The 20,277-nt window shown below is 34.6% G+C and carries 20 protein-coding genes and 1 riboswitch; all 20 genes read left to right on the top strand.

The genetic code is table 11. The annotated features are described in order from the left end of the window. Nucleotides 1-162 precede the first annotated feature (162 nt). The 20 genes from NEH75_RS07955 (at nt 163) to moaA (ending at nt 20,276) form a co-directional block, all read left to right on the top strand. Nucleotides 163-1,959, top strand: coding sequence for an ABC transporter ATP-binding protein/permease (locus tag NEH75_RS07955; protein WP_055305616.1), 1,797 nt, complete (start codon nt 163-165; stop codon nt 1,957-1,959). Next, on the top strand, nt 1,959-3,632 hold the full coding sequence (gene cydC / locus NEH75_RS07950; protein WP_055244936.1) for a thiol reductant ABC exporter subunit CydC: 1,674 nt from the start codon (nt 1,959-1,961) through the stop codon (nt 3,630-3,632). Before NEH75_RS07955 ends, cydC begins: the two co-directional genes overlap by 1 nt. 79 nt (nt 3,633-3,711) lie before the next feature. Continuing rightward, complete coding sequence (locus NEH75_RS07945; RefSeq protein WP_055244938.1) at nt 3,712-4,014, top strand: nitrous oxide-stimulated promoter family protein; 303 nt, start codon at nt 3,712-3,714, stop codon at nt 4,012-4,014. 18 nt (nt 4,015-4,032) lie between these two features. Then, a complete protein-coding gene (locus NEH75_RS07940; protein WP_055244940.1) occupies nt 4,033-4,434 on the top strand; it encodes a YbaN family protein in 402 nt (133 codons plus the stop codon). A gap of 12 nt (nt 4,435-4,446) precedes the next feature. Then, complete coding sequence (locus tag NEH75_RS07935; RefSeq protein ID WP_055305615.1) at nt 4,447-4,758, top strand: hypothetical protein; 312 nt, start codon at nt 4,447-4,449, stop codon at nt 4,756-4,758. 388 nt (nt 4,759-5,146) lie between these two features. Then, nucleotides 5,147-5,839, top strand: coding sequence for a Crp/Fnr family transcriptional regulator (locus tag NEH75_RS07930; RefSeq protein WP_262941398.1), 693 nt, complete (start codon nt 5,147-5,149; stop codon nt 5,837-5,839). Between the two features lie 141 nt (nt 5,840-5,980). Beyond that, nucleotides 5,981-6,976 (top strand): anaerobic sulfite reductase subunit AsrA, encoded by a 996-nt coding sequence (gene asrA, locus NEH75_RS07925; protein ID WP_237252360.1) that lies wholly within the window; start codon nt 5,981-5,983, stop codon nt 6,974-6,976. After that, nucleotides 6,976-7,770: an anaerobic sulfite reductase subunit AsrB gene (gene asrB / locus NEH75_RS07920; protein ID WP_055305612.1), complete on the top strand. Its 795-nt coding sequence runs from the start codon at nt 6,976-6,978 to the stop codon at nt 7,768-7,770. The genes asrA and asrB overlap by 1 nt, the downstream gene beginning before the upstream one ends. Before the next feature lie 13 nt (nt 7,771-7,783). Next, on the top strand, nt 7,784-8,755 hold the full coding sequence (gene asrC / locus NEH75_RS07915) for a sulfite reductase subunit C (protein WP_262948742.1): 972 nt from the start codon (nt 7,784-7,786) through the stop codon (nt 8,753-8,755). A 71-nt stretch (nt 8,756-8,826) separates the two neighbouring features. Next, complete coding sequence (locus NEH75_RS07910) at nt 8,827-10,914, top strand: molybdopterin oxidoreductase family protein (protein WP_055305610.1); 2,088 nt, start codon at nt 8,827-8,829, stop codon at nt 10,912-10,914. A 1-nt stretch (nt 10,915) separates the two neighbouring features. Then, nucleotides 10,916-11,326 (top strand): 4Fe-4S dicluster domain-containing protein, encoded by a 411-nt coding sequence (locus NEH75_RS07905; protein WP_262941399.1) that lies wholly within the window; start codon nt 10,916-10,918, stop codon nt 11,324-11,326. 1 nt (nt 11,327) lies between these two features. Continuing rightward, nucleotides 11,328-12,560 carry an NAD(P)/FAD-dependent oxidoreductase gene (locus NEH75_RS07900; protein WP_212725500.1) on the top strand — a complete coding sequence of 411 codons (1,233 nt, stop codon included), beginning with the start codon at nt 11,328-11,330 and terminating at the stop codon, nt 12,558-12,560. A 25-nt stretch (nt 12,561-12,585) separates the two neighbouring features. Further along, entirely contained in the window at nt 12,586-13,533 is a 948-nt protein-coding gene (locus tag NEH75_RS07895) for a TDT family transporter (RefSeq protein WP_055305607.1), read from the top strand. Then, nucleotides 13,534-13,670, top strand: a riboswitch (molybdenum cofactor riboswitch). 66 nt (nt 13,671-13,736) lie between these two features. Next, nucleotides 13,737-14,762: a molybdopterin-binding protein gene (locus NEH75_RS07890; RefSeq protein WP_055305606.1), complete on the top strand. Its 1,026-nt coding sequence runs from the start codon at nt 13,737-13,739 to the stop codon at nt 14,760-14,762. Nucleotide 14,763: 1 nt separating this feature from the next. Further along, nucleotides 14,764-15,969: a gephyrin-like molybdotransferase Glp gene (glp, locus tag NEH75_RS07885; RefSeq protein ID WP_262941400.1), complete on the top strand. Its 1,206-nt coding sequence runs from the start codon at nt 14,764-14,766 to the stop codon at nt 15,967-15,969. An 18-nt stretch (nt 15,970-15,987) separates the two neighbouring features. Then, nucleotides 15,988-16,476, top strand: coding sequence for a cyclic pyranopterin monophosphate synthase MoaC (gene moaC, locus NEH75_RS07880; RefSeq protein WP_055305604.1), 489 nt, complete (start codon nt 15,988-15,990; stop codon nt 16,474-16,476). Continuing rightward, nucleotides 16,460-17,236 carry a molybdate ABC transporter permease subunit gene (gene modB, locus NEH75_RS07875; protein ID WP_055305603.1) on the top strand — a complete coding sequence of 259 codons (777 nt, stop codon included), beginning with the start codon at nt 16,460-16,462 and terminating at the stop codon, nt 17,234-17,236. Before moaC ends, modB begins: the two co-directional genes overlap by 17 nt. Further along, nucleotides 17,236-18,258 carry an ABC transporter ATP-binding protein gene (locus NEH75_RS07870; protein ID WP_055305602.1) on the top strand — a complete coding sequence of 341 codons (1,023 nt, stop codon included), beginning with the start codon at nt 17,236-17,238 and terminating at the stop codon, nt 18,256-18,258. Before modB ends, NEH75_RS07870 begins: the two co-directional genes overlap by 1 nt. Continuing rightward, complete coding sequence (gene mobB, locus NEH75_RS07865; RefSeq protein WP_055305601.1) at nt 18,251-19,336, top strand: molybdopterin-guanine dinucleotide biosynthesis protein B; 1,086 nt, start codon at nt 18,251-18,253, stop codon at nt 19,334-19,336. The genes NEH75_RS07870 and mobB overlap by 8 nt, the downstream gene beginning before the upstream one ends. Next, nucleotides 19,308-20,276, top strand: coding sequence for a GTP 3',8-cyclase MoaA (moaA, locus tag NEH75_RS07860; protein ID WP_055305600.1), 969 nt, complete (start codon nt 19,308-19,310; stop codon nt 20,274-20,276). The genes mobB and moaA overlap by 29 nt, the downstream gene beginning before the upstream one ends. Nucleotide 20,277: the final 1 nt, after the last annotated feature.

Here is a 20,277-nt window from a genome sequence, read left to right as displayed (position 1 = left end):
CACTTAATATTACAATCTATCGGATAAAAATGTTGAAAAGGGTAAAGAAGTGAATATAGTTATAAAAATTAGAAAGATCTATGCTATACTAGAAAACGAGAGTTAATGATAATCATTATCATAGATAACGTTAAGCGGAGAAGAAATGGAGTTGAAATAGATATGATGATCAATAAAAGGCTCATCTCGATTTGTGATGAATCCAAAAAATATATGGGGTTAACTATTTTATGTAGTTGGATTGGGATTATTTGTAATATCATTATTGTTTTATTAATTGGTCAATTAATAAATGTGATGGTAGCGGGACAAACATTAAATTTGACTAGTGGATCACTATGGACAGCAATGTCGGATTATATGTTAACGAAGCATGTCTCATTAACGATGGGGATTATTATTATTGTAATTGCCCTAATTGTTAAATTAGTGAGTCACCATTTATATGGGACATTTTCATATAAGTCATCTGCGAATGCACGTGCGACATTACGTCGTTTAGTATATGAGAAATTGTTACGTTTAGGGATGGATTATCAGAAATCTGAAAAGACATCAGGAGTTGTTCAACTTTCAATTGAAGGAGTAGAGCAGTTAGAAATTTACTTTGGTAAATATATCCCTCAATTTTTCTATTCACTTTTAGCACCTTTAACACTATTTGTTGTTATTTCGTTTATTTCATGGGAAGCGGCGTTAGTCTTTATGTTATGTGTCCCACTAATTCCCGTATCGATTATTGCCATTATGAAAGTAGCAAAACGTATTTTAAAAGAGTATTGGAATAACTACGCTAATTTAGGAGATACATTCTTAGAAAATTTACAAGGTTTAACAACGTTAAAAGTTTATGGTCAGGATGATCAAAAACATATTGAAATGAATGAAGAGGCCGAAGCTTTCCGTCGTATTACGATGAAAGTTTTAAGTATGCAATTAAATTCAATTAATATTATGGATTTAATTGCATTTGGTGGATCAGCACTTGGAACAATTGTTGCTCTTTATCAATTTAAAAATGGAAATCTTCAAGTTGGAGATTTAATTGTGATTATCTTATTATCATCAGAATTCTTTATCCCACTTCGTTTATTAGGTTCATATTTCCATATTGCGATGAATGGGATGGCGGCTTCAGATCGTATTTTTGCTTTATTGGATACAGAAGAAGAAGTGGTTCAGTCTCCAAAAGTGATTCCGGCTAGCGATCAGTTAAATATTAAAGTTGAAAATGTAAACTTTAGTTATGATGGCCAACGTCAAGTCTTAAAAGATATTTCATTGGACTTAACACCGGGTGGTTTAACTGCTATTGTTGGAGAGAGTGGAAGTGGTAAGAGTACAATGGCCGCTTTGTTATTGGCGCAAAAGAAAGTGAATCATGGGCAGATTACTTTAAATGGAGTTCGCTTATCTGACATTGCACCTGAGGAGTTATATCGTCACGTTTCATTAGTATCAGCTCATAGTCACATCTTCAAAGGAACACTTCGTGATAATTTATTAATGGCCAACCCAGCTGCAACAATGGAAGAGATTGAACAGGCATTAAAAACAGCGCGTTTATATGAATTTGTAACTAGTTTACCAAATGGATTAGAAACAGAAGTAGCTGAAAACGGAAGCTCCTTATCAGGTGGACAAAAGCAACGTTTAGCGTTAGCACGTGTTATTTTAGCGAATCGTCAAGCGATTATCTTCGATGAAGCGACATCAAATATTGATGTTGAAAGTGAAGAAGCAATTTGGGATGCAATTTATGATTTATCTGAAACAAAAACAATCATGGTTATTTCGCATCGTTTATCAAGCGTGAAACGTGCGAAAATGATTCATGTCTTTAAATTAGGAGAATTAGTTGAGTCAGGTACACACGAAGCTTTAATGAGTCAAGATGGAGTATATGCACACATGGTATCTGAACAACAACAATTAGAGAGCATTAGAGAGGTGAGATAATGCAACGTCAATCTGGATTTAGTATTATGAAGCGATTAATCTTAGAATTGAAACCATTAATTTTCGTGATGTTAATCACGATTACGATGGGAGTTCTAGGATTCTTAGCAGCAATTGCCATTGCTAGTTTTGCTGCTGTTGCGCTTGGAACAATTGTAGAAGGACCAACCATCGTTACGTTCCAAGCAGCCATTATTATTATGGTGGTTTGTGCCGTGAGCCGTGGGCTATTACGTTATGCTGAACAATTATCAGGACATTACATAGCCTTTAAAATTTTATATCTGTTACGAGATAAAATCTTTACGAAACTTCGTACGTTAGCACCGGCGAAATTAGAAGGAAAAGATAAAGGGAATTTAATTTCATTAATTACTTCAGATATTGAATTATTAGAAGTATTCTACGCGCATACGATCGCACCGATCGCAATTGCTTTATTAACAAATAGTATGATTGCAATCATTTTATATTTCATTCATCCTGCTTACGGATTTGTTGCTGCTGCATATTTTATTTTAGTTGGAGTTATCGTACCTTACGTATCATCAATACTTGTGAAGACGGCAGGGGTCAACTATCGTCAAGCATTTGCAAGCAGTAATCAATATATTTTAGATTCATTACGTGGCTTAAAAGAAATCTTATTATTTAATCAAGGACAAGAGCGTTTAGCTGCCTTAAATGAGCAATCAAATCAGTTAAATAAAAGTGTTCGAAAAATTAAAGATCATGAAGGATTTGTAACTGGATTAACAGGGGTTATCATTACTTCAGCGATGTTAGTTTTCGTTGGAATGGGGTTCTATTTCTATACAACGGGACAATTAAGCTTAACATTAGTTTTAGTGGCATTAGTTATTATTGCTTCATCATTTGGACCGGTTGTCGCATTAAGTAACTTATCAAATACGTTAGCTCATACGTTTGCATGTGCACAGCGATTATTTGATTTATTAGATGAAGAGCCACAAGTCACTGAAGTTGAAGGAATGGCAACAGTTGAAATGAATGAGTTAGCCTTTGATCAAGTGACGTTTACTTATCCAAATGGAAAAACTCCGATTTTTAATGAAGCTTCTGTTTCGATTAAAAAAGGAGATAAGCTAGCGTTAATTGGGCCAAGTGGAATTGGGAAAAGTACGTTCATAAAATTATTAATGCGTTATTTTGATGTTGAAAAAGGATGCGTTGAAATCGATGGCACAAATATTTCAGAGATTCCAACAGCTTCACTTCGCACAAAACAAACATTGGTTAGTCAAGAAACTTATTTATTCAATGATACGATTGCAAACAATATTAAAATTGGAAAAGCCGATGCGACATTAGAAGAAGTCATTGAAGCAGCGAAAAAAGCATCCATTCATGAATTTATTGAAACTTTACCAAATGGATATGAAACAAAAGTTGGAGAGCTTGGAGGAATGGTGTCTTCAGGCGAAAAGCAACGTTTAGGATTAGCACGTGCCTTTTTACATGATGGTGATGTTTTAATCTTAGATGAGCCAACAAGTAATTTAGATGCACTAAATGAAGGATCAATTCTAAAATCGATCAATGATTATAATAAGGATAAAACGATTGTTATGATTTCACATCGTAAATCGACAACAGCGATTTGTGATCAAGTCTATAAGTTAGAAAATCAAACATTAATTTTACAAAAATAAATAGTAAGGATTAGGCTCTCCTAGTCCTCTATTTTTAGACAATTAATGATAATGATTATCGTTGATAGGAGTGGATAAGATGGCTAAGGGAAGAGTAGAACGTGAAAAACGCGTGATTAAATTAATGATTGAATTATATTGTCATAAAAAACATCAACATAAATCACATGGATTATGTGATGAGTGTCAAGAATTATTAACTTATGCTCATAAACGTTTAAGTTTTTGTAAGTTTGGAGATGAAAAGACAACTTGTCAGAAATGTCCAATTCATTGTTATAAAAAAGACATGAAACAAAAAGTAAAAGATGTGATGCGATTTTCTGGACCACGTGTCTTAATCTATTCACCTATTGAATTTTTCCGTCACATGTTTTATTAAGAAAGGGAGCGAGCTAAGATGAAAAAAATAACAAAAGCATTATTAGTATTATGTGGTTTAATTTGTGTGGGATTGGGGTTATTAGGGGTTATTTTACCGATATTACCAACTACACCATTCTTATTATTAGCATCCGTTTGTTTTGTCAAAGGATCAGATCGATTTGATTGTTGGTTTAAATCAACAAATTTATATAAGAAGCACTTAGAAAGCTTTGTTCAAAATCGACAAATGACACTAAAACAAAAATGGACCATCTTATTAACTGCCGATATCATGCTTTGTTTCCCTTTCTTTCTTGTTGATAATTTACATATGCGAATTTTCTTAATTGTGTTAGTGATCGCGAAGTTTTATTATTTTATGTTTAGAATTGAAACGATTCCCGCTGGTTCTAAAAAAGAAAAAAGTTTAAGCTAAGGAGAGATTAAAATGTTATCACATGGATGTTTTTTTGCTGCGTTATTAGTTTACTATATTCCAAAAGCTTTTGGTAAAAAGACGAGGTTTATTATTAATTTACATATGGTGTTAGGAAGTTTATCTGTCCTTGGAATGCTATATGAAACAGCAATGAAGTTTGGGACAGATAGTTTTCTTAAATATGTTGGTTTTTCGTGCGTAATGTTAGCGATTGCCGGAACGGGTTATTTAATCACAAAGAATGGAAAACCAAGTGTCAAGTGGCATATTCTTGCGACTTTATCATTCTTTGCTTATTTAGCTTTAATCATTATTTTATAGGAAAGGATTTTAGCGGCGGAGATAGAGTAGAAAACTAGTTAATACAATTTTTTATTATAGGAATATTAAAATGTAAGTCATCATTTAAAAAAGCTATCTTTAGTTAGGCACTTGCTTAACTAAAGATAGCCTTTTTATATTTAAGAGGTAAAGAATAAAGGATTAAATGATAGAGAATGAATAGGGTGAGATGTTAAATTTTAAATAATCATTTGAGTTAGAAAATGTAAGTTTTTTTATTGTAAAACTAGAAAGAATGAGATGGATGTGAGGGGGATGGAAAAAAAAAACACTTTAAATTATGATAAGAATTTGTATGATAGAAGTGAAAGAGTAAAAAATTTAAAGGTGGCCTAAACAGAATTAGGCGGTTAAGAAGGAGTGTTATATGGAAGTAGTAAATGCGGAAACATTACGTCATATCGAATTATTTTCGAGTATTAAACAGGAAAGTATGGATGAATTATTAGAGTGTATGAGAGTTGCTAAGTATAAAAAAGGGTGCTATATCTTTAGAGATAAAGAGTTAATCGATCAAGTTTTCATTGTCTTAAGTGGCAAGGTATCGATTTATAAACTGAGTGAAGTTGGAGAAAAACGAGTCATTTTTATCTTAGATAAAGGACATTTGCTCAATGATAATCTAGGGAATCAACTTCCATGCGCAATTGACTGTGAATGTTTTGAAGCTTCTACTATCCTTATTTGTTCAAAAGAGAAATTTATTAAAATCATGGAGAATGACCTTGCTTTAACTCAAGCTGTTATAAATCAATATTGTTCGAAGTTAAGACGAACATATCGGCAATTAAAAAATGCTCCAACTAATATAGCGATGGAACGAAAGTTAGCCGCAAAGTTATATCGTTTATGTCGAGATTATGGAGTGCAAATTGATGAGGGTTATTTAATTGACTTACCTTTAACGGTTTCTTATTTATCTCAATTATTAGGAGCACAGCGTGAAACTGTTTCAAGGGCTTTAAAAAAATTAATCGCCGCTAATTTAGTTGAATATGAAAATAAAAAAATTAAAGTTATCTCCATTGAAGCTTTAGGTGCATACCATAAAAATATATAAATGTACACTAATATGCACAACTTGTGATGAAAATCGCTCATTGTGTGATTTTTATCACGGAAAAAAATTGTGAAATAGAGTACAATGACCTCGTTACAGTAAAGAACTTAAGAAGCGAGGTCTTTTATTATGGGGTTAATTATGGCAAGGGCTAATTTCAATGAAGTTTTAGAAGAATTAGCAAAAAAGTATGTAATTTATGCACCAAAGAAGTATGAAGGAGAAGGAACTTTCTCAGATACGCACCGTGTTCGTTACGGGGAAATCAAATGTATTGAGGAAATTGAATTTAATGAAAAATCAAGTTTTTCGTACAAAGAGGTATTATTACCAATTACACAAACATTATTCTTCTTTACAGAAACAGAAGTCAAAGAAGCGTCAATGAATGAACAAAATCTTTTAATCTTCTTACGTAGTTGTGATTTACATGCAGTTCGTCGTCTAGATGAGATTTATTTACGCAATGGTTTTGAAGATATTTATTACAAAAAATTCCGTGAGAAAGCAAAATTTGTTGTCATGGGATGTGAAAAAAGCTTTAATAACTGTTTTTGTGTCGATATGGGAACGAATACGTGTGATCATTATGAGGCGTATATTCATTTAGCAGAAGATCAAGTGGCATTTGATATTAAATGCGAAGAACTATTATCAGATGCAAAACTTAAAGCGATGGAGACGACTGAAGTCACACCAAAATTCGTGACAGAAAATCCAGTTCATGTTGAGATTCCTGAAAAATTAGATTTACGAATTATCTATTCTGACATGTGGGAAGAGTATAGTGAGCGTTGTATTGCTTGTGGACGTTGTAATTTTGTGTGTCCAACGTGTACATGCTTTACGATGCAAGACATTTTCTATCAAGACAATCATAAATGTGGAGAGCGACGCCGTGTATGGGCATCATGTCAAGTAAATGGATATACAGATATGGCTGGTGGACATAAGTTCCGTGAAAATAAAGGACAACGTATGCGATTTAAAGTGATGCATAAAATTTACGACTTCAAAAAACGTAATGGATATCATATGTGTGTTGGTTGTGGTCGTTGTGATGATGTTTGTCCAGAATATATTTCGTTCTCTAACTGTATTAACAAACTAGGGAAAGCAATGGATGAGGTGGAATAATGACAGTAAATGAGTATATCCCGTTTTTATCAGAAATCAAAGATGTAATTCAGCATACTGAAATCGAGTTTACATTCCGTATGGCTTATCAAGGTGAGGTTAAACCTGGTCAATTTTTTGAAGTTTCACTTCCAAAATACGGTGAAGCGCCAATTTCAGTAAGTGGCATTGGTGAAGACTATGTTGATTTAACAATACGTAAAGTTGGAAAAGTAACAAATGAAATCTTTAATCACTATAAAGGACAACATTTATTCTTACGAGGACCATATGGAAATGGTTTTGATGTGGCGAACTATGAAGGAAAAGAATTAATTGTCGTAGCTGGAGGAACGGGATTATCTCCAGTTCGTGGTGTGGTTGATTATTTCGCAACAGATGCTAGTCGATCAAATGGATTTACATTAATCACAGGATTCAAATCACCAGAAGATGTATTATTCAAAGCCGATTTAGCTAAATGGCGCGAAACATCAGAAGTCATTCTAACGGTTGATAAAGCAGAAGAAGGTTATGAAGGACATGTTGGATTAGTTACAAAATTTATTCCAGACTTACCGATTAAAAACTTAGATGATGTTCAGGTCATTGTCGTTGGACCTCCAATGATGATGCATTTTACTGTCCAAGAGTTCTTAAAACGTGGAATTGCTGAACAAAATATTTGGATTTCGCAAGAACGTAAAATGTGCTGTGGAATTGGAAAATGTGGTCACTGTAAAATTGATGACACTTACATTTGCCTAGAAGGTCCAGTATTTAATTACACTAAAGGGAAAGATTTAATTGACTAAGGAGGGTGTCAGCATGGATGTGAATACTAAGCTTTTAAAGAAAAATGCGTTTCGTGTAACGAAGCATCGTGGGATTACAGCTTCTCGTGTTAGGGTTCCAGGTGGAGCGCTTCAAGCTGAATATTTATTAAAAATTTATGAAATTGCTAATACGTATGGAAATGGTGCTGTTCACCTTACCACACGTCAAGGATTTGAAATCCCTGGTATTAAATTTGAAGACATTCCGAAAGTCAATGAATTATTACAGCCAATCATCGAAGGGCTAGATATTAATCAAGAGATTCCTGGAAAAGGATATACAGCAGCTGGAACACGAAATGTATCAGCTTGTATTGGTAATAATGTGTGTCCTTTTGCAAACTATAATACGACAAACTTTGCAAAACGTATTGAAAAAGCAGTTTTTCCTAATGATTTACACTTTAAAATTGCTGTAACAGGATGCCCTAATGACTGTATTAAAGCACGTATGCATGACTTTGGAATTATTGGGATGACTAAGCCTCAGTATGACAAAGATCGTTGTGTTTCGTGTGGGGCTTGTGTTCGTGCTTGTAAGAAAAAAGCAACAGGTGCTTTATCATTTGTGAACTATAAAGTTGAACGTGATCATTCAAAATGTATCGGATGTGGAGAATGTGTGATTAACTGCCCAACAGCAGCATGGACGCGTAGCAAAGAAAAGTACTATCGTTTAGCTATTATGGGACGTACAGGTAAGAAAAATCCACGTTTAGCAGAAGACTTTATTGTTTGGGTAGATGAGGATAGCATCGTTAAAATTATCCAAAATACATATAAGTATGTAACAGAGTATATCGCAAAAGATGCACCTGGTGGAAAAGAACACATTGGTTATATCGTGGATCGTACAGGATTCATGGAGTTTAAAAAATGGGTGCTTGAAGATGTTAACTTAGGTGAAGATGCGATTGTTAAGCATAATATTTACTGGAGTGGGATTCGCTACGTTCAAAATTAATTTAAATTAGTTAATTTAGGAAGCACTTTAGATTCATCAAGTTTATGCGCTACTATTGAAAGGAGATACTTATGAAAAAAGTACAGTCGACATGTAATTATTGTTCATTAGCTTGTAATATCGATTACATGGTAGAAGAGAACAAAATTGTAAAAGTCATTCCGACAAAAGGCTATCCAGTTAATAATGGATTCTCATGTATTAAAGGATTAAATTTAGATAAACAGCACTCAGTTTATAAAGCAAATCCATTACCACGTATTAAAAAAGAAGATGGAACATTTGAACATGTTTCATGGAATGAAGCTTTTACTTACACTGCCAATAAATTAAAAGAAATCCATGAACAATATGGTCCAGAAAGTATTGCCGGAATCAGTACCGGACAATTAACGCTAGAAGAAATGGCGTTATACGGACATGTCATGCGTAACTTCTTAAAAGCTAACGTAGATGGAAATACACGCTTATGTATGGCGACGAGTGTTGTAGCACATAAACAAAGTTTTGGATTTGACGCACCACCATATACATTAAATGATTTAGAATTATCAGATACAATCATTTTAATCGGAGCAAATCCAGTCGTTGCTCATCCAATTCTTTGGGGACGTATTAAAGCGAACAAAATTGAAGGTAAAAAAGTGATTGTTATTGATCCACGTTATACAGAAACAGCAAAACGTGCCGATCATTTCTATCGCTTAAAAGCAAAGTCTGATTTAACATTAATGTATACATTAGCTAACGTATTAATCGAAAAAAATTGGATTGATGCAGCATACATTGAAAACCATACAGAAAAGTTTGAAGAATTCAAAACATTTGTTAAAGACTTTACATTAGATAAAGTTGAAGAGAAAACAAACTTAACAGCTGAACAAGTATTAGAATTAGCAACAATGATTCATGAAGGGAAAGCAGTTTCACTTTGGTGGACAATGGGAATTAACCAAGGATATGAAGCGGTGCGTAATGCGCAAGCCATTATCAATATTGCTTTAATGACAGGAAATATGGGACGTCCTGGTACGGGAGCCAACTCAATTACTGGTCAAAGTAATGCCATGGGATCACGTTTATTCAGTAATACAGCTGGTTTATATGGTGGGGGAGATTATGATAATCCAGTTCGTCGTCAAGCAGTAGCAGAAGCATTAGGAATCGATGAATCATGGTTACCATCTAAACCAACGTTACCATACAATGCGATTATCGAAAAAATTAATGCTGGAGAAATTAAAGCATTATGGGTTCTTTGTACAAATCCACGTCACTCATGGATTAATAATGAAACATTTAAAGAAGCAATGGATAAATTAGATTTATTCATCGTTCAAGATATTTATGATGATACAGATAGCTCACAAGATTGTAGTATCTTCTTCCCAGTTGTTCCTGGAACGAAAAAAGAAGGAACATTAATCAATACGGAACGTCGTTTATCTGCTGTACGCCCGGCTTTATTAATGGAAGAAAATGAAATGACTGATTTCAATGTTATTTTAAATGTTGGTAAAGCCCTTGGAATGGGGGACTTACTTGATGGATGGAAAACACCTCAAGAAGTCTTTGAAAAAATGAAAAAATGTTCAAAAGGAATGCCATGTGATATTACAGGTGTTGATTATAATGCTTTAGTGGATTCAAAAGGAATTCAATGGCCATTTAAAGAAGGGGACACTTTAACGGAAAATGAGCGCCGTTTATTTGAAGATGGACAATTCTATACACCAAGTAAAAAAGCTCAATTTATGTTTGAAGCTGTTACAGACAATCCATTACAATTAACTGAAGAATTCCCATATGTTTTCAATACAGGACGTGGAACAGTCGGTCAATGGCATACACAAACACGTACACGTGAAATTGCTTTTGTTAATGATGCAGTTTCACACGTTGCATATGTTCACATCAATGAAGAGTTAGCGAAAGATTTAGGAATTAAGCATCAAGAAATGATTGAAATTACATCAATTAATGGTGTGACACGTCGTTTCATGGCGATGGTTTCAGATACAGTGGCTTACAACGAATTATTTGCTCCAATTCACTATATAGAGACAAATGCGTTAACACCATCTGTTTATGATCCATATTCAAAAGAACCTTCATATAAGAGTACACCAGTACAAATTAATAAAGTGAAAGGGGCTTAATATGAAACGTATTAAGATTGATAGAAGTAAATGTATTAGTTGTTTAACTTGTGTCACAGCTTGTGTCGTGTCTCACGAAAGCTGTGATTCAAGAAACCGTGTAGTTGTTGATAGCGAAGGAAAAAATTCACCAATTTTCTGTCGTCATTGTGATTTACCTGAATGTGTTTATACATGTATGACAGGTGCAATGTCTAAAGATCAAGAAACTGGTTATGTTCAATATGATGGAACACGTTGTGCAAGTTGCTATATGTGTATCATGGCATGTCCTTATGGGGTTTTAAAAGCAGATCGCTTAAAACAAAAATATATTATGAAATGTGATATGTGTACATCACATGATGCAAAAACCCCACAATGTGTGGCGAACTGCCCAATGGAAGCTATTACACTTGAGGAGGTAAAGTAAGATGAATTATGTAGTTGTAGGTGCCTCAGCAGCAGGAGTCAATGGAGTTAAATATATTCGTCAACTAGAACCGGATGCAAATATTACCTTAATTTCAAAGGACGAGCATATTTATTCACGTTGTATTTTACATCATTACTTAGAAGGAATTCGCGATATTAAAGCGTTAGAATTCGTAGAAGATGGATTTATTGAAAAAAATAATATTAACTGGATTAAAGGGGTTGGGGTTGAAAAAATCGAACCAAAACAAAAAGAATTAATTTTATCTGATGGACGTACGGTGTCATATGACAAAGTCTTATTAGCAACAGGTGCATCAACCTTCTTCCCACCAGTTAAAAACTTAAATGATGCAAAAAATGTCTTTGGATTAAGAAACTTAGATGATGCGATTGAAATTAAAGAAAAAGCTCAATATGCAAAAAACATCGTCGTGATGGGAGCAGGACTTGTTGGAATTGATGCTTTAACGGGATTATTACATTATGGAAAGAATTTAACATTAGTTGAGTTCAAAGGACATATGTTATCAATTCAGTTAGATAAACGTGCAGCTAAAACATATCAAGATGCGTTTACAAATGAGGGAGTAACGCAATATTATGATACAGCCGTTCAAGAAGTGATCATGGATGAAACAGGGGCTGTCAAAGCATTAGCTTTATCGAATGGATTAATTATTGACTGTGATTTCTTAATCGTCGCAACAGGTGTTCGTTCAAATGTTGCTTTCTTACAAGATAGTGGCATTGAATGCGATCGTTTCGGATTAATCTTTGATGAGTATGGACGCACAAGTGATGAATCTGTTTACGGTGCAGGAGATATTTCAGGACGTAATCCAATTTGGCCAGCTGCTGTAAAAGAAGCCATTATCGCAGCAACAAATATGTGTGGACATAAACGTGAATTAACTGATTTCTTTGCAAGTAAATCAACCATGAATTTCTTACATATTCCAACCATGTCACTTGGAACACCAGAACCAGCTGATGAAACTTATAAAGTTGACATTGAAGAAGACGGGCAAGGAAACTATAAAAAAATTATTCATAAAGACGGTGTCATTTATGGAGCTCTTATTCAAGGAGACTTATCATATAGTGGTGTATTAACGCAGTTAATTAGAGAAAAGATTAATATTGATAAGGTTGAAAAATCAATCTTTAAAATCGATTATTCGGATTTCTTCCACTTAACAGATAACTGCCAATTTACATACAATGATTAATTGACACGAGGAGAGAATTTTACTGATGAAAACTTTATTACAAAAGATTGCTAACTTACCGGTTGGAGCAATTGCAACGATGGTAGGGTTAGCAACCCTTTCTAATATGTATGCCTCATTAGGATATTCAGGGATTAAACATATTACGATGTTTGTAGGAATTTTAGTATGGGCAGCAGCGTTCTTAAAACTAACTGTTCATTTCCAAACATTTAAAAAAGAATATGCAAATGTTGTTCCAGCAAGTTTATATGCGACATTTACGATGTTAACGATGATTTTAGGGAGTTATATCTTTACTTATTCTCCTGCTATCGGTAAAGGAATCTGGTTAACAGGTGTTGTATTACATTTCATTCATATTTTAATTTTCACGTATCGAAATGTGATCAAAGGTGTAAATAAAGACACATTTGTTCCAACATGGTTTGTCACTTATAATGGATTCTTAGTTTCTGCGGTAGTCGGAACAGGGATGAATATGCCAGGCTTATTAAAAATTATTGCTATTTATGGAATCATTGTTTTCCTAATGATTATTCCATTCATGATCGTTCGCATGATTCGTCGTCCATTACCAGCACCATTAACTCAAACAGCAGCAATTTTATTAGCGCCAAGTAGCTTATGTTTAGTTGCTTACTTAAATGCCTTTGCTACTCCAAATGCAATCGTGGTTTATGGATTATATGCAGCTATATTTGCGACATTAATCTTCATACTAATTAATATTCCTAAATTCTTTAAGTTTGAATTCCATCCTGGTTTTGCAGCGTTAACATTCCCATTAGCGATTGGTGTCGTTGCATCAACCAAAATGGCTGGATATTTAACAGCACAAGGATTTGAAGTATTCGGATTATTTGTGAAAGAAGTTTCAGGAATCCAGTTATACGCGACAACGATTATTATTGGATTTGTTGCTTATAACTTTGTTCGACTGTTAGTTCGTTCATATCAAAAACAAAACTAAATAACCCAAAGTAACCGAGCAAAAATACCTAAGGAGTGTCTCTACGGTATTGAGCCTAAGTCTTTAGATGACTTACAGGGTTGAGCGAGAAATCAATCAGCCTTCCACATTTGAAAAGGTGAAGTTAATTTAAAATTGTTAAGTCAATTTGCCTTTTTATCATGCGCAAATTGACTTTTTTAAATTAACGATTGGAGGATAATATGAAAAAAATTAAAACAATTGATGCTGTAGGTCATGTTTTATGTCATGATATTACGCAAATTATTAAAGATGTTAAAGATGGACCGGTTTTTAAAAAAGGTCATGTTGTTCGTGAAGAAGATATTGAAGTCTTGTTATCTGTAGGGAAAGACCATCTGTATATTTATGAAGCGGATGAATCGATGCTTCATGAAAATGATGCGGCAGATATTTTATATAACGTTTGTAAAAATGACTACATGAAACCAACAGAAGTTAAAGAAGGAAAAATTGAAGTCATTGCGACAGAAGGTGGACTTTTAAAAGTTGATATCGATCGCTTACAACAGATTAACGAAATCGGTGAAATCATTATTGCCACACGTCATAATAACACCGTGATTAAGGCAAATGACAAATTAGCGGGAACGCGAATTATTCCCCTCATGATTCACAAGGATAAGTTAGAACAGGTAAAAGCGATTCATAATGAACAGCCACTTCTTGAAATTAAGCCATTCCATCATTTCAAAGTCGGAGTCATTACAACAGGAAATGAAGTTTATTATGGACGTATTAAAGATACGTTTACACCTGTGATTAAAAATAAATTAGCGAAATATAATTTAGAGATTAATCATCATATCATTGTGAATGATGATATTGAAAAAATTCAAGCTGCCATTTCAGAATGTCGTGACTTAGGAATGGAGCTTATCATTTGTACAGGTGGAATGAGTGTGGACCCTGATGATTTAACACCAGGAGCCATTAAAGCATCAGGAGCAGAAATTTTAACATATGGTGCACCTGTATTACCGGGAGCAATGTTCTTACTTGGATATTTTGAAGATGGAACACCAATCGTTGGATTACCAGGTTGTGTCATGTATGCGAAGGCGACAAGTTTTGATTTAATGTTCCCTCGTATTTTAGCAAAAGATACGATTACAAAGAAAGAAATCGCAGCATTAGGACATGGTGGACTTTGCTTAAAATGTCCAGTTTGTACGTTCCCACACTGTGAATTTGGAAAGGGTAGCTAAAATGGAACGAATTACATTAGAACAAGCGATTGAATTATTAGTTCAGCAGACTAAAAAACAAACGAAAACAAAGACTGTATCTGTATTCGAGGCGTTAAACCAAGTATTAGCTCATGATGTATATGCCCCTATTAATGTGCCATCTTTTAATCGTTCAGCAATGGATGGATATGCGGTAAAAGCTTCAGAAACTGCAGGTGCAAGTCATGAAACGCCTATTAAGTTGCAAGTCATCAAGCAACTCATGGCAGGAGATTATGCTCAGTTAAAAGCAGAATCGAATCAAGCGGTTCGTGTCATGACCGGTTCTTATATTCCAGATGGTTTTGATGCAGTCATTCGTCAAGAGGATACAAATTACGGAGATGAAGTCGTTGAGCTTTACGCGAGTGTGAAGCCATTTATGAATTATAGTGCGATTGGAGAAGATATTAAACAAGGCCAGTTAATGCTTCAAGCAGGAACCGTTTTAACGCCGATTCATCTAGGAATTTTAGCTAGTTTAGGAATGGAGAAAGTGGAGGTATTAGCCCCAATTAAGGTCGGATTGATTAGTAGTGGCAGTGAATTAGCCGAGGCACCTGAGGCGTTAAAACCGGGACAAATTTATGATAGTAATCGATTTGTCTTAACGTCACGTTTAAAGGAGTTAAATGTTGAAGTTGTTTTCTCTAAAAAAATTAGTGACGATCCAACTGCCGTTGCAAGCTTTATTAAAGAACAAATGAAAAACGTTGATTTAGTGATTACAACAGGTGGCGTTTCAGTGGGTAAAAAAGATATTATGCATGAAGTGATTTCACAGCTGGAGGCCAATCGTTTATTTTGGCGAATTAATATGCGTCCAGGAACGCCAGTTCTTGCAAGTCTTTATCAAGATAAATTAATTTTAGGGCTATCAGGAAATCCATTTGCCGCTCTTACAACTTTTGAATTATTATTCCGTCCAATCCTTTCACAAGCTATGCATACGAATACGTATACTTGTGTGAGAAAACAGGCACGATTTAAAGGGACATTTAATAAAGGAAGCAAACAACGTCGCTTTATTCGAGCTTATTATGAGGATGGCGTTGTTAGTATTCCAACAGGAGAACATGCTTCATCGGTTTTATCGAGCATGTTAGGATGTAATTGTTTCATTGATATTGAAGCTGGAAATGCTGGATTAGCAGAAAATGAAACGGTTGAAGTCGTTTTACTTTAAATAAATGGAGGTCATAGGATGAGCGATAAATTAACACATTTTAACGAAGAAGGGCATGCCATTATGGTCGATGTCACAGATAAAGTGGCGACACAACGAGAAGCCGTTGCGAAAGGAAAAATTGTTGTGAGTCAGGAGATTATCGATCGCATTAAAAATAATGAGATTGAAAAAGGAGACGTTCTTGGAATTGCTCGAATTGCTGGGATCATGGCTGTTAAGAAAACATCTGAACTCATTCCTTTATGTCATCCATTATTTATTAGTAAATGTGCCATTGATTTTGAAATTAATGAAGCAGAAAGTTATATTGAAGCGAGCTGTACGGTGAAAGTGGATCAAAAAACAGGCGTTGAGATGGAAGCTTTAACCGGGGTTAATATCGCTTTATTAACGATTTATGATATGTGTAAAGCCATTGATAAAAAAATGGAGTTAACAGATATTCGTTTATGTTATAAATCAGGTGGTAAAAGTGGTGTCTTCGTCAATGAAGAAAGATCATAAATGGTTACGCCTTAACTATGTTTTCACGTTGACTTTTACAGTTCTACCGTTTTTAGCATTTATTACAAGAGGACGTCTTATTGAATTTAATGCGTTGGATTGGCATGTGATTAGTTCGAGTCTATGGGTGAGCATGAAATGTAGTCTGATTGCGATGCTCATTGTCATCCTTCTTGGACTTCCAACGGGTTATTATATCGCTAGACATTCCTTTAAATATAAAATTTTTTTTGATACTTTGTTTAATCTGCCGATGGTTTTACCTCCCGCCGTCATCGGATTATTACTGCTTTTGACCTATGGAAGTCATGGGTTTATCGGACGCTATCTGTTAGCGATGGGGATCAAAACAAGTTTCTCTTCATTCGCTGTTATTTTGACATTTATCTTTGTATCATTACCTGTTTTTATTAAAGGGGTTAGTGTCGCCTTTTCGGAGGTGGATGAGCAGTTAGAAACGACCGCACGCATTCTTGGAGATTCCCCGCTTCAAGTGTTTAAACGCATCACATTTCCTCTTGCTAAAAAAGGACTCATTGTTTCGTTATTGATGTCTTGGACACGAGGTCTATCTGAGTTTGGAGCAACGATTATGTTTGCTGGAAATTTAAAAGGAGTGACGCAAACTTTACCACTTGCCATTTATTCAGCGATGGAATCAAATATGAATAATGCATTATTCATTTCATTTTTCATGTTTATCCTTGCCTTACTCGTTTTAGTGAGCACGCATCTTTTAAGTGAGGAGCGTGATACTTAATGTTTCATATTTCTATTAATCATTTGATTCATGACACTTTAACAATAGAGGCGGAATTTGAATTAAAAGCGGGAGAAATTACAACACTTATTGGAAAAAGCGGATCAGGAAAATCTAGTCTTTTAAATTTAATCACAGGTGTTATTCATGGAAAAAATGTTCAAATAAAAAGTGATACGGTGACGTATCAGGATATTCAGACAGGGACGTTTATCCCGGTTCATGAGCGAAAGTTTGGGTATATTCAACAAAAGGCTCAGCTGTTTTCCCATTTAAGTGTTTGGGAAAATCTGACGTATAGTCGAGTGCCCCTCGATGAGAAAAAACTTGAAGACTATCTCGATATCTTTGAGTTACGTCCACATCTTAATAAGCGAGTTCGTGAACTTTCCGGTGGAGAAGCTCAACGTGTTTCAATCGTTCGAACATTGATGAGTGAACCAGAGTTGTTACTCATTGATGAAGGATTTAGCGCGCTCGATCCAAATTTGAGATTAAAACTAAGAGATTATTTACAGACATTAAAAAAAGAATTAAATATTCCGATCTTATTTGTGACTCATGATTTACATGAAGCTTATCAATTAAGTGATCACGTGTTATTTATTGAGAATGGAAAACTAATTGAACAAGGGACGAAGAAACAGATGTTTCATTTCCCGATTAACATTAAAACTGCCCGCTTTATTGGAATTGAAAATATTTTCAAAGCGTCTAGTGAAGATGGGCAGTTGAAGATTGATGAACGATTATTTGAAGTTGATGTTTCAAATGTTCAAGTGAAGTCTATTGGGATTAAAGCGACTCATGTCAGTATTCATGAGGAGGGGTTACCTGCACACGTAGAAAAAGTGATCGATGATTTGACATCCGTGACCATTTATTTAAGACTTAATGGACTTCATCATCCTTTATTGATGAAACTCTCACCGCTTGAAGCAGCAAAGCATCAACTTCATCTTCATCAACAGCTTAACGTTAAGATTCATCAATTTATTTTTTTGGAGGGTCATTGTGATTAACTTAAGTACAGCTATTCTAGTCGGTGGGCAAAGCCGTCGGATGAATGGTGAAAATAAATCATTTTTAATGTATCAAAATCAAACGTTTATCGAACGAATGATAACTCAATTAAAACCTTTTGATGAATTACTTATTTCTGTTCGAGAACGTGAACCATATGAAAAACTAGGCTATCCACTGATTCAAGATGTTTATGAAAATATTGGGCCACTTTCTGGCTTATATGAGTGTCTGAAAGTCTGCCAACAGGAGTATTTATTTGTTTGTGCAACAGATATGCCAAAGCTAACAACCGAATTAATTTTATATATGCAACAATTTATTAGTTCTGATTATGATTGTTATGTGATTGAAGCGGGAGGCAAACGACATCCATTATGTGCCATTTATAAAAAGTCATTACTGCCGATGATTGAAGAAATGATAGAGAAGAAGGAACATCGATTAATGCAATTGCTTAATCGAGCGAAAACTAAAGTGATTTCTCTTGAATACAGTTGTTTTGATGAATCTGTCGTCATGAACGTTAATACAAAAGAGGAGTTTGATTTATTAAAAGAACCGGCCATCTTTTGTGTCAGTGGGATTAAAAATAGTGGGAAAACCACGTTGATTACGAAAATTATTAAACAATTAACAGATAGAAATTATCGTGTTGGTGTCATTAAACACGATGGTCATGAATTTGAAATCGATGTTGAAAATACTGATACGCATAAACATCGATTGGCAGGGAGTACGGGAACGATTATTTATTCAAAAACCAAATATGCTGTCATGAAAGATTGGTCTGTGATTGATTTAGAGTTATTAATCTCCTACTTGTCTGATTTAGATGTCATCATTATGGAGGGAATGAAACATTCGTCTTATCCTAAAATAGAGGTCGTTAGAGAAGGACGATCGAATGAGATTGTCTGTGATCCCAACACATTACTAGCTATTGCAACCAACACAAATTTAACGCATGAAAGTGTTGATGTCGTCTCATTAGATGATATCGATCAAATCATGGATGTGATTGATAGAAAGGTTCTAGGTGGAAAAAATGCGAGATCAATATCAACGAAAAATTGATTATGTCCGCATCTCAATTACGGATCGTTGTAATTTAAGATGTACGTATTGTATGCCAGGTGAAGAAGTCGACTTTATGCATCATGAGAAGTTACTGAGCACCGAAGAGATTTTAAAGATTGTTAAAGCGTTTGAAGAATTAGGCGTGACTAAAGTTAAGATTACAGGTGGAGAACCGCTTGTTCGTAAAGATATTATTGAACTGATTGCAAGCATTAAGAAAATGGCTGGAATACAGGAAGTAAGTATTACAACAAATGGTGTCTTACTCGAAAAAATGATCGATGATTTAGAGCAAGCTGGGCTTGATAGTATCAATATTAGTTTAGATACATTAAAACCTGCTCAGTATGCACTCATGACGCGTCGAAATCAATTTGATATCGTCATGCGAGGAATTCAGTGTGCGATTAAGAGTTCTATTCCTAAAGTTAAATTAAACTGTGTCCTGATTAAGGAGATTAATGGGGATGAGATTTTAGATTTAGTCGAACTAGCTCATCAAACTCGTGTACATGTTCGTTTTATTGAATTAATGCCGATCGGTTATGCAAAGAATTTAACACCGATTTCCGAAGATGAGGTCCTTGATTTATTAAGTAAGCATTATGAAGGCGTTAAACCATTTGAAGGGAAACTAGGAAATGGGCCAGCTCATTACTATGAGATTGAAGGATTTTTAGGAAAAGTTGGCTTTATTTCAGCGATGAGTCATCGTTTCTGTTCAACATGTAATCGAGTTCGCGTAACGAGTGAAGGATATTTAAAAACGTGCCTTCACTTTAAAAAAGGAATCGATTTAAAAGCTCATATTGCCACAGGCAATTTAAAGGAAGCAATTTTAGAAAGTTTACAAAAGAAACCAAAGCAACACCAGTTTAATGAAGTATTAAATGAAGAAGAAGTTGACCAACGAATGATGGTTCAAATAGGAGGATAAC

This window comes from Turicibacter sp. T129, assembly GCF_025594975.1.
Classification (GTDB): Bacteria; Bacillota_I; Bacilli_A; order MOL361; family Turicibacteraceae; genus Turicibacter; species Turicibacter bilis.
This window is presented reverse-complemented; position numbering and strand designations above follow the sequence as displayed.

What these genes read in the sequence shown, in the direction of transcription:
- NEH75_RS07955 (WP_055305616.1), top strand. Translation starts at nt 163, where the DNA reads ATGATGATCAATAAAAGGCTCATCTCGATTTGTGATGAATCCAAAAAA.
- cydC (WP_055244936.1), top strand. Translation starts at nt 1,959, where the DNA reads ATGCAACGTCAATCTGGATTTAGTATTATGAAGCGATTAATCTTAGAA.
- NEH75_RS07945 (WP_055244938.1), top strand. Translation starts at nt 3,712, where the DNA reads ATGGCTAAGGGAAGAGTAGAACGTGAAAAACGCGTGATTAAATTAATG.
- NEH75_RS07940 (WP_055244940.1), top strand. Translation starts at nt 4,033, where the DNA reads ATGAAAAAAATAACAAAAGCATTATTAGTATTATGTGGTTTAATTTGT.
- NEH75_RS07935 (WP_055305615.1), top strand. Translation starts at nt 4,447, where the DNA reads ATGTTATCACATGGATGTTTTTTTGCTGCGTTATTAGTTTACTATATT.
- NEH75_RS07930 (WP_262941398.1), top strand. Translation starts at nt 5,147, where the DNA reads ATGGAAGTAGTAAATGCGGAAACATTACGTCATATCGAATTATTTTCG.
- asrA (WP_237252360.1), top strand. Translation starts at nt 5,981, where the DNA reads ATGGCAAGGGCTAATTTCAATGAAGTTTTAGAAGAATTAGCAAAAAAG.
- asrB (WP_055305612.1), top strand. Translation starts at nt 6,976, where the DNA reads ATGACAGTAAATGAGTATATCCCGTTTTTATCAGAAATCAAAGATGTA.
- asrC (WP_262948742.1), top strand. Translation starts at nt 7,784, where the DNA reads ATGGATGTGAATACTAAGCTTTTAAAGAAAAATGCGTTTCGTGTAACG.
- NEH75_RS07910 (WP_055305610.1), top strand. Translation starts at nt 8,827, where the DNA reads ATGAAAAAAGTACAGTCGACATGTAATTATTGTTCATTAGCTTGTAAT.
- NEH75_RS07905 (WP_262941399.1), top strand. Translation starts at nt 10,916, where the DNA reads ATGAAACGTATTAAGATTGATAGAAGTAAATGTATTAGTTGTTTAACT.
- NEH75_RS07900 (WP_212725500.1), top strand. Translation starts at nt 11,328, where the DNA reads ATGAATTATGTAGTTGTAGGTGCCTCAGCAGCAGGAGTCAATGGAGTT.
- NEH75_RS07895 (WP_055305607.1), top strand. Translation starts at nt 12,586, where the DNA reads ATGAAAACTTTATTACAAAAGATTGCTAACTTACCGGTTGGAGCAATT.
- NEH75_RS07890 (WP_055305606.1), top strand. Translation starts at nt 13,737, where the DNA reads ATGAAAAAAATTAAAACAATTGATGCTGTAGGTCATGTTTTATGTCAT.
- glp (WP_262941400.1), top strand. Translation starts at nt 14,764, where the DNA reads ATGGAACGAATTACATTAGAACAAGCGATTGAATTATTAGTTCAGCAG.
- moaC (WP_055305604.1), top strand. Translation starts at nt 15,988, where the DNA reads ATGAGCGATAAATTAACACATTTTAACGAAGAAGGGCATGCCATTATG.
- modB (WP_055305603.1), top strand. Translation starts at nt 16,460, where the DNA reads ATGAAGAAAGATCATAAATGGTTACGCCTTAACTATGTTTTCACGTTG.
- NEH75_RS07870 (WP_055305602.1), top strand. Translation starts at nt 17,236, where the DNA reads ATGTTTCATATTTCTATTAATCATTTGATTCATGACACTTTAACAATA.
- moaA (WP_055305600.1), top strand. Translation starts at nt 19,308, where the DNA reads ATGCGAGATCAATATCAACGAAAAATTGATTATGTCCGCATCTCAATT.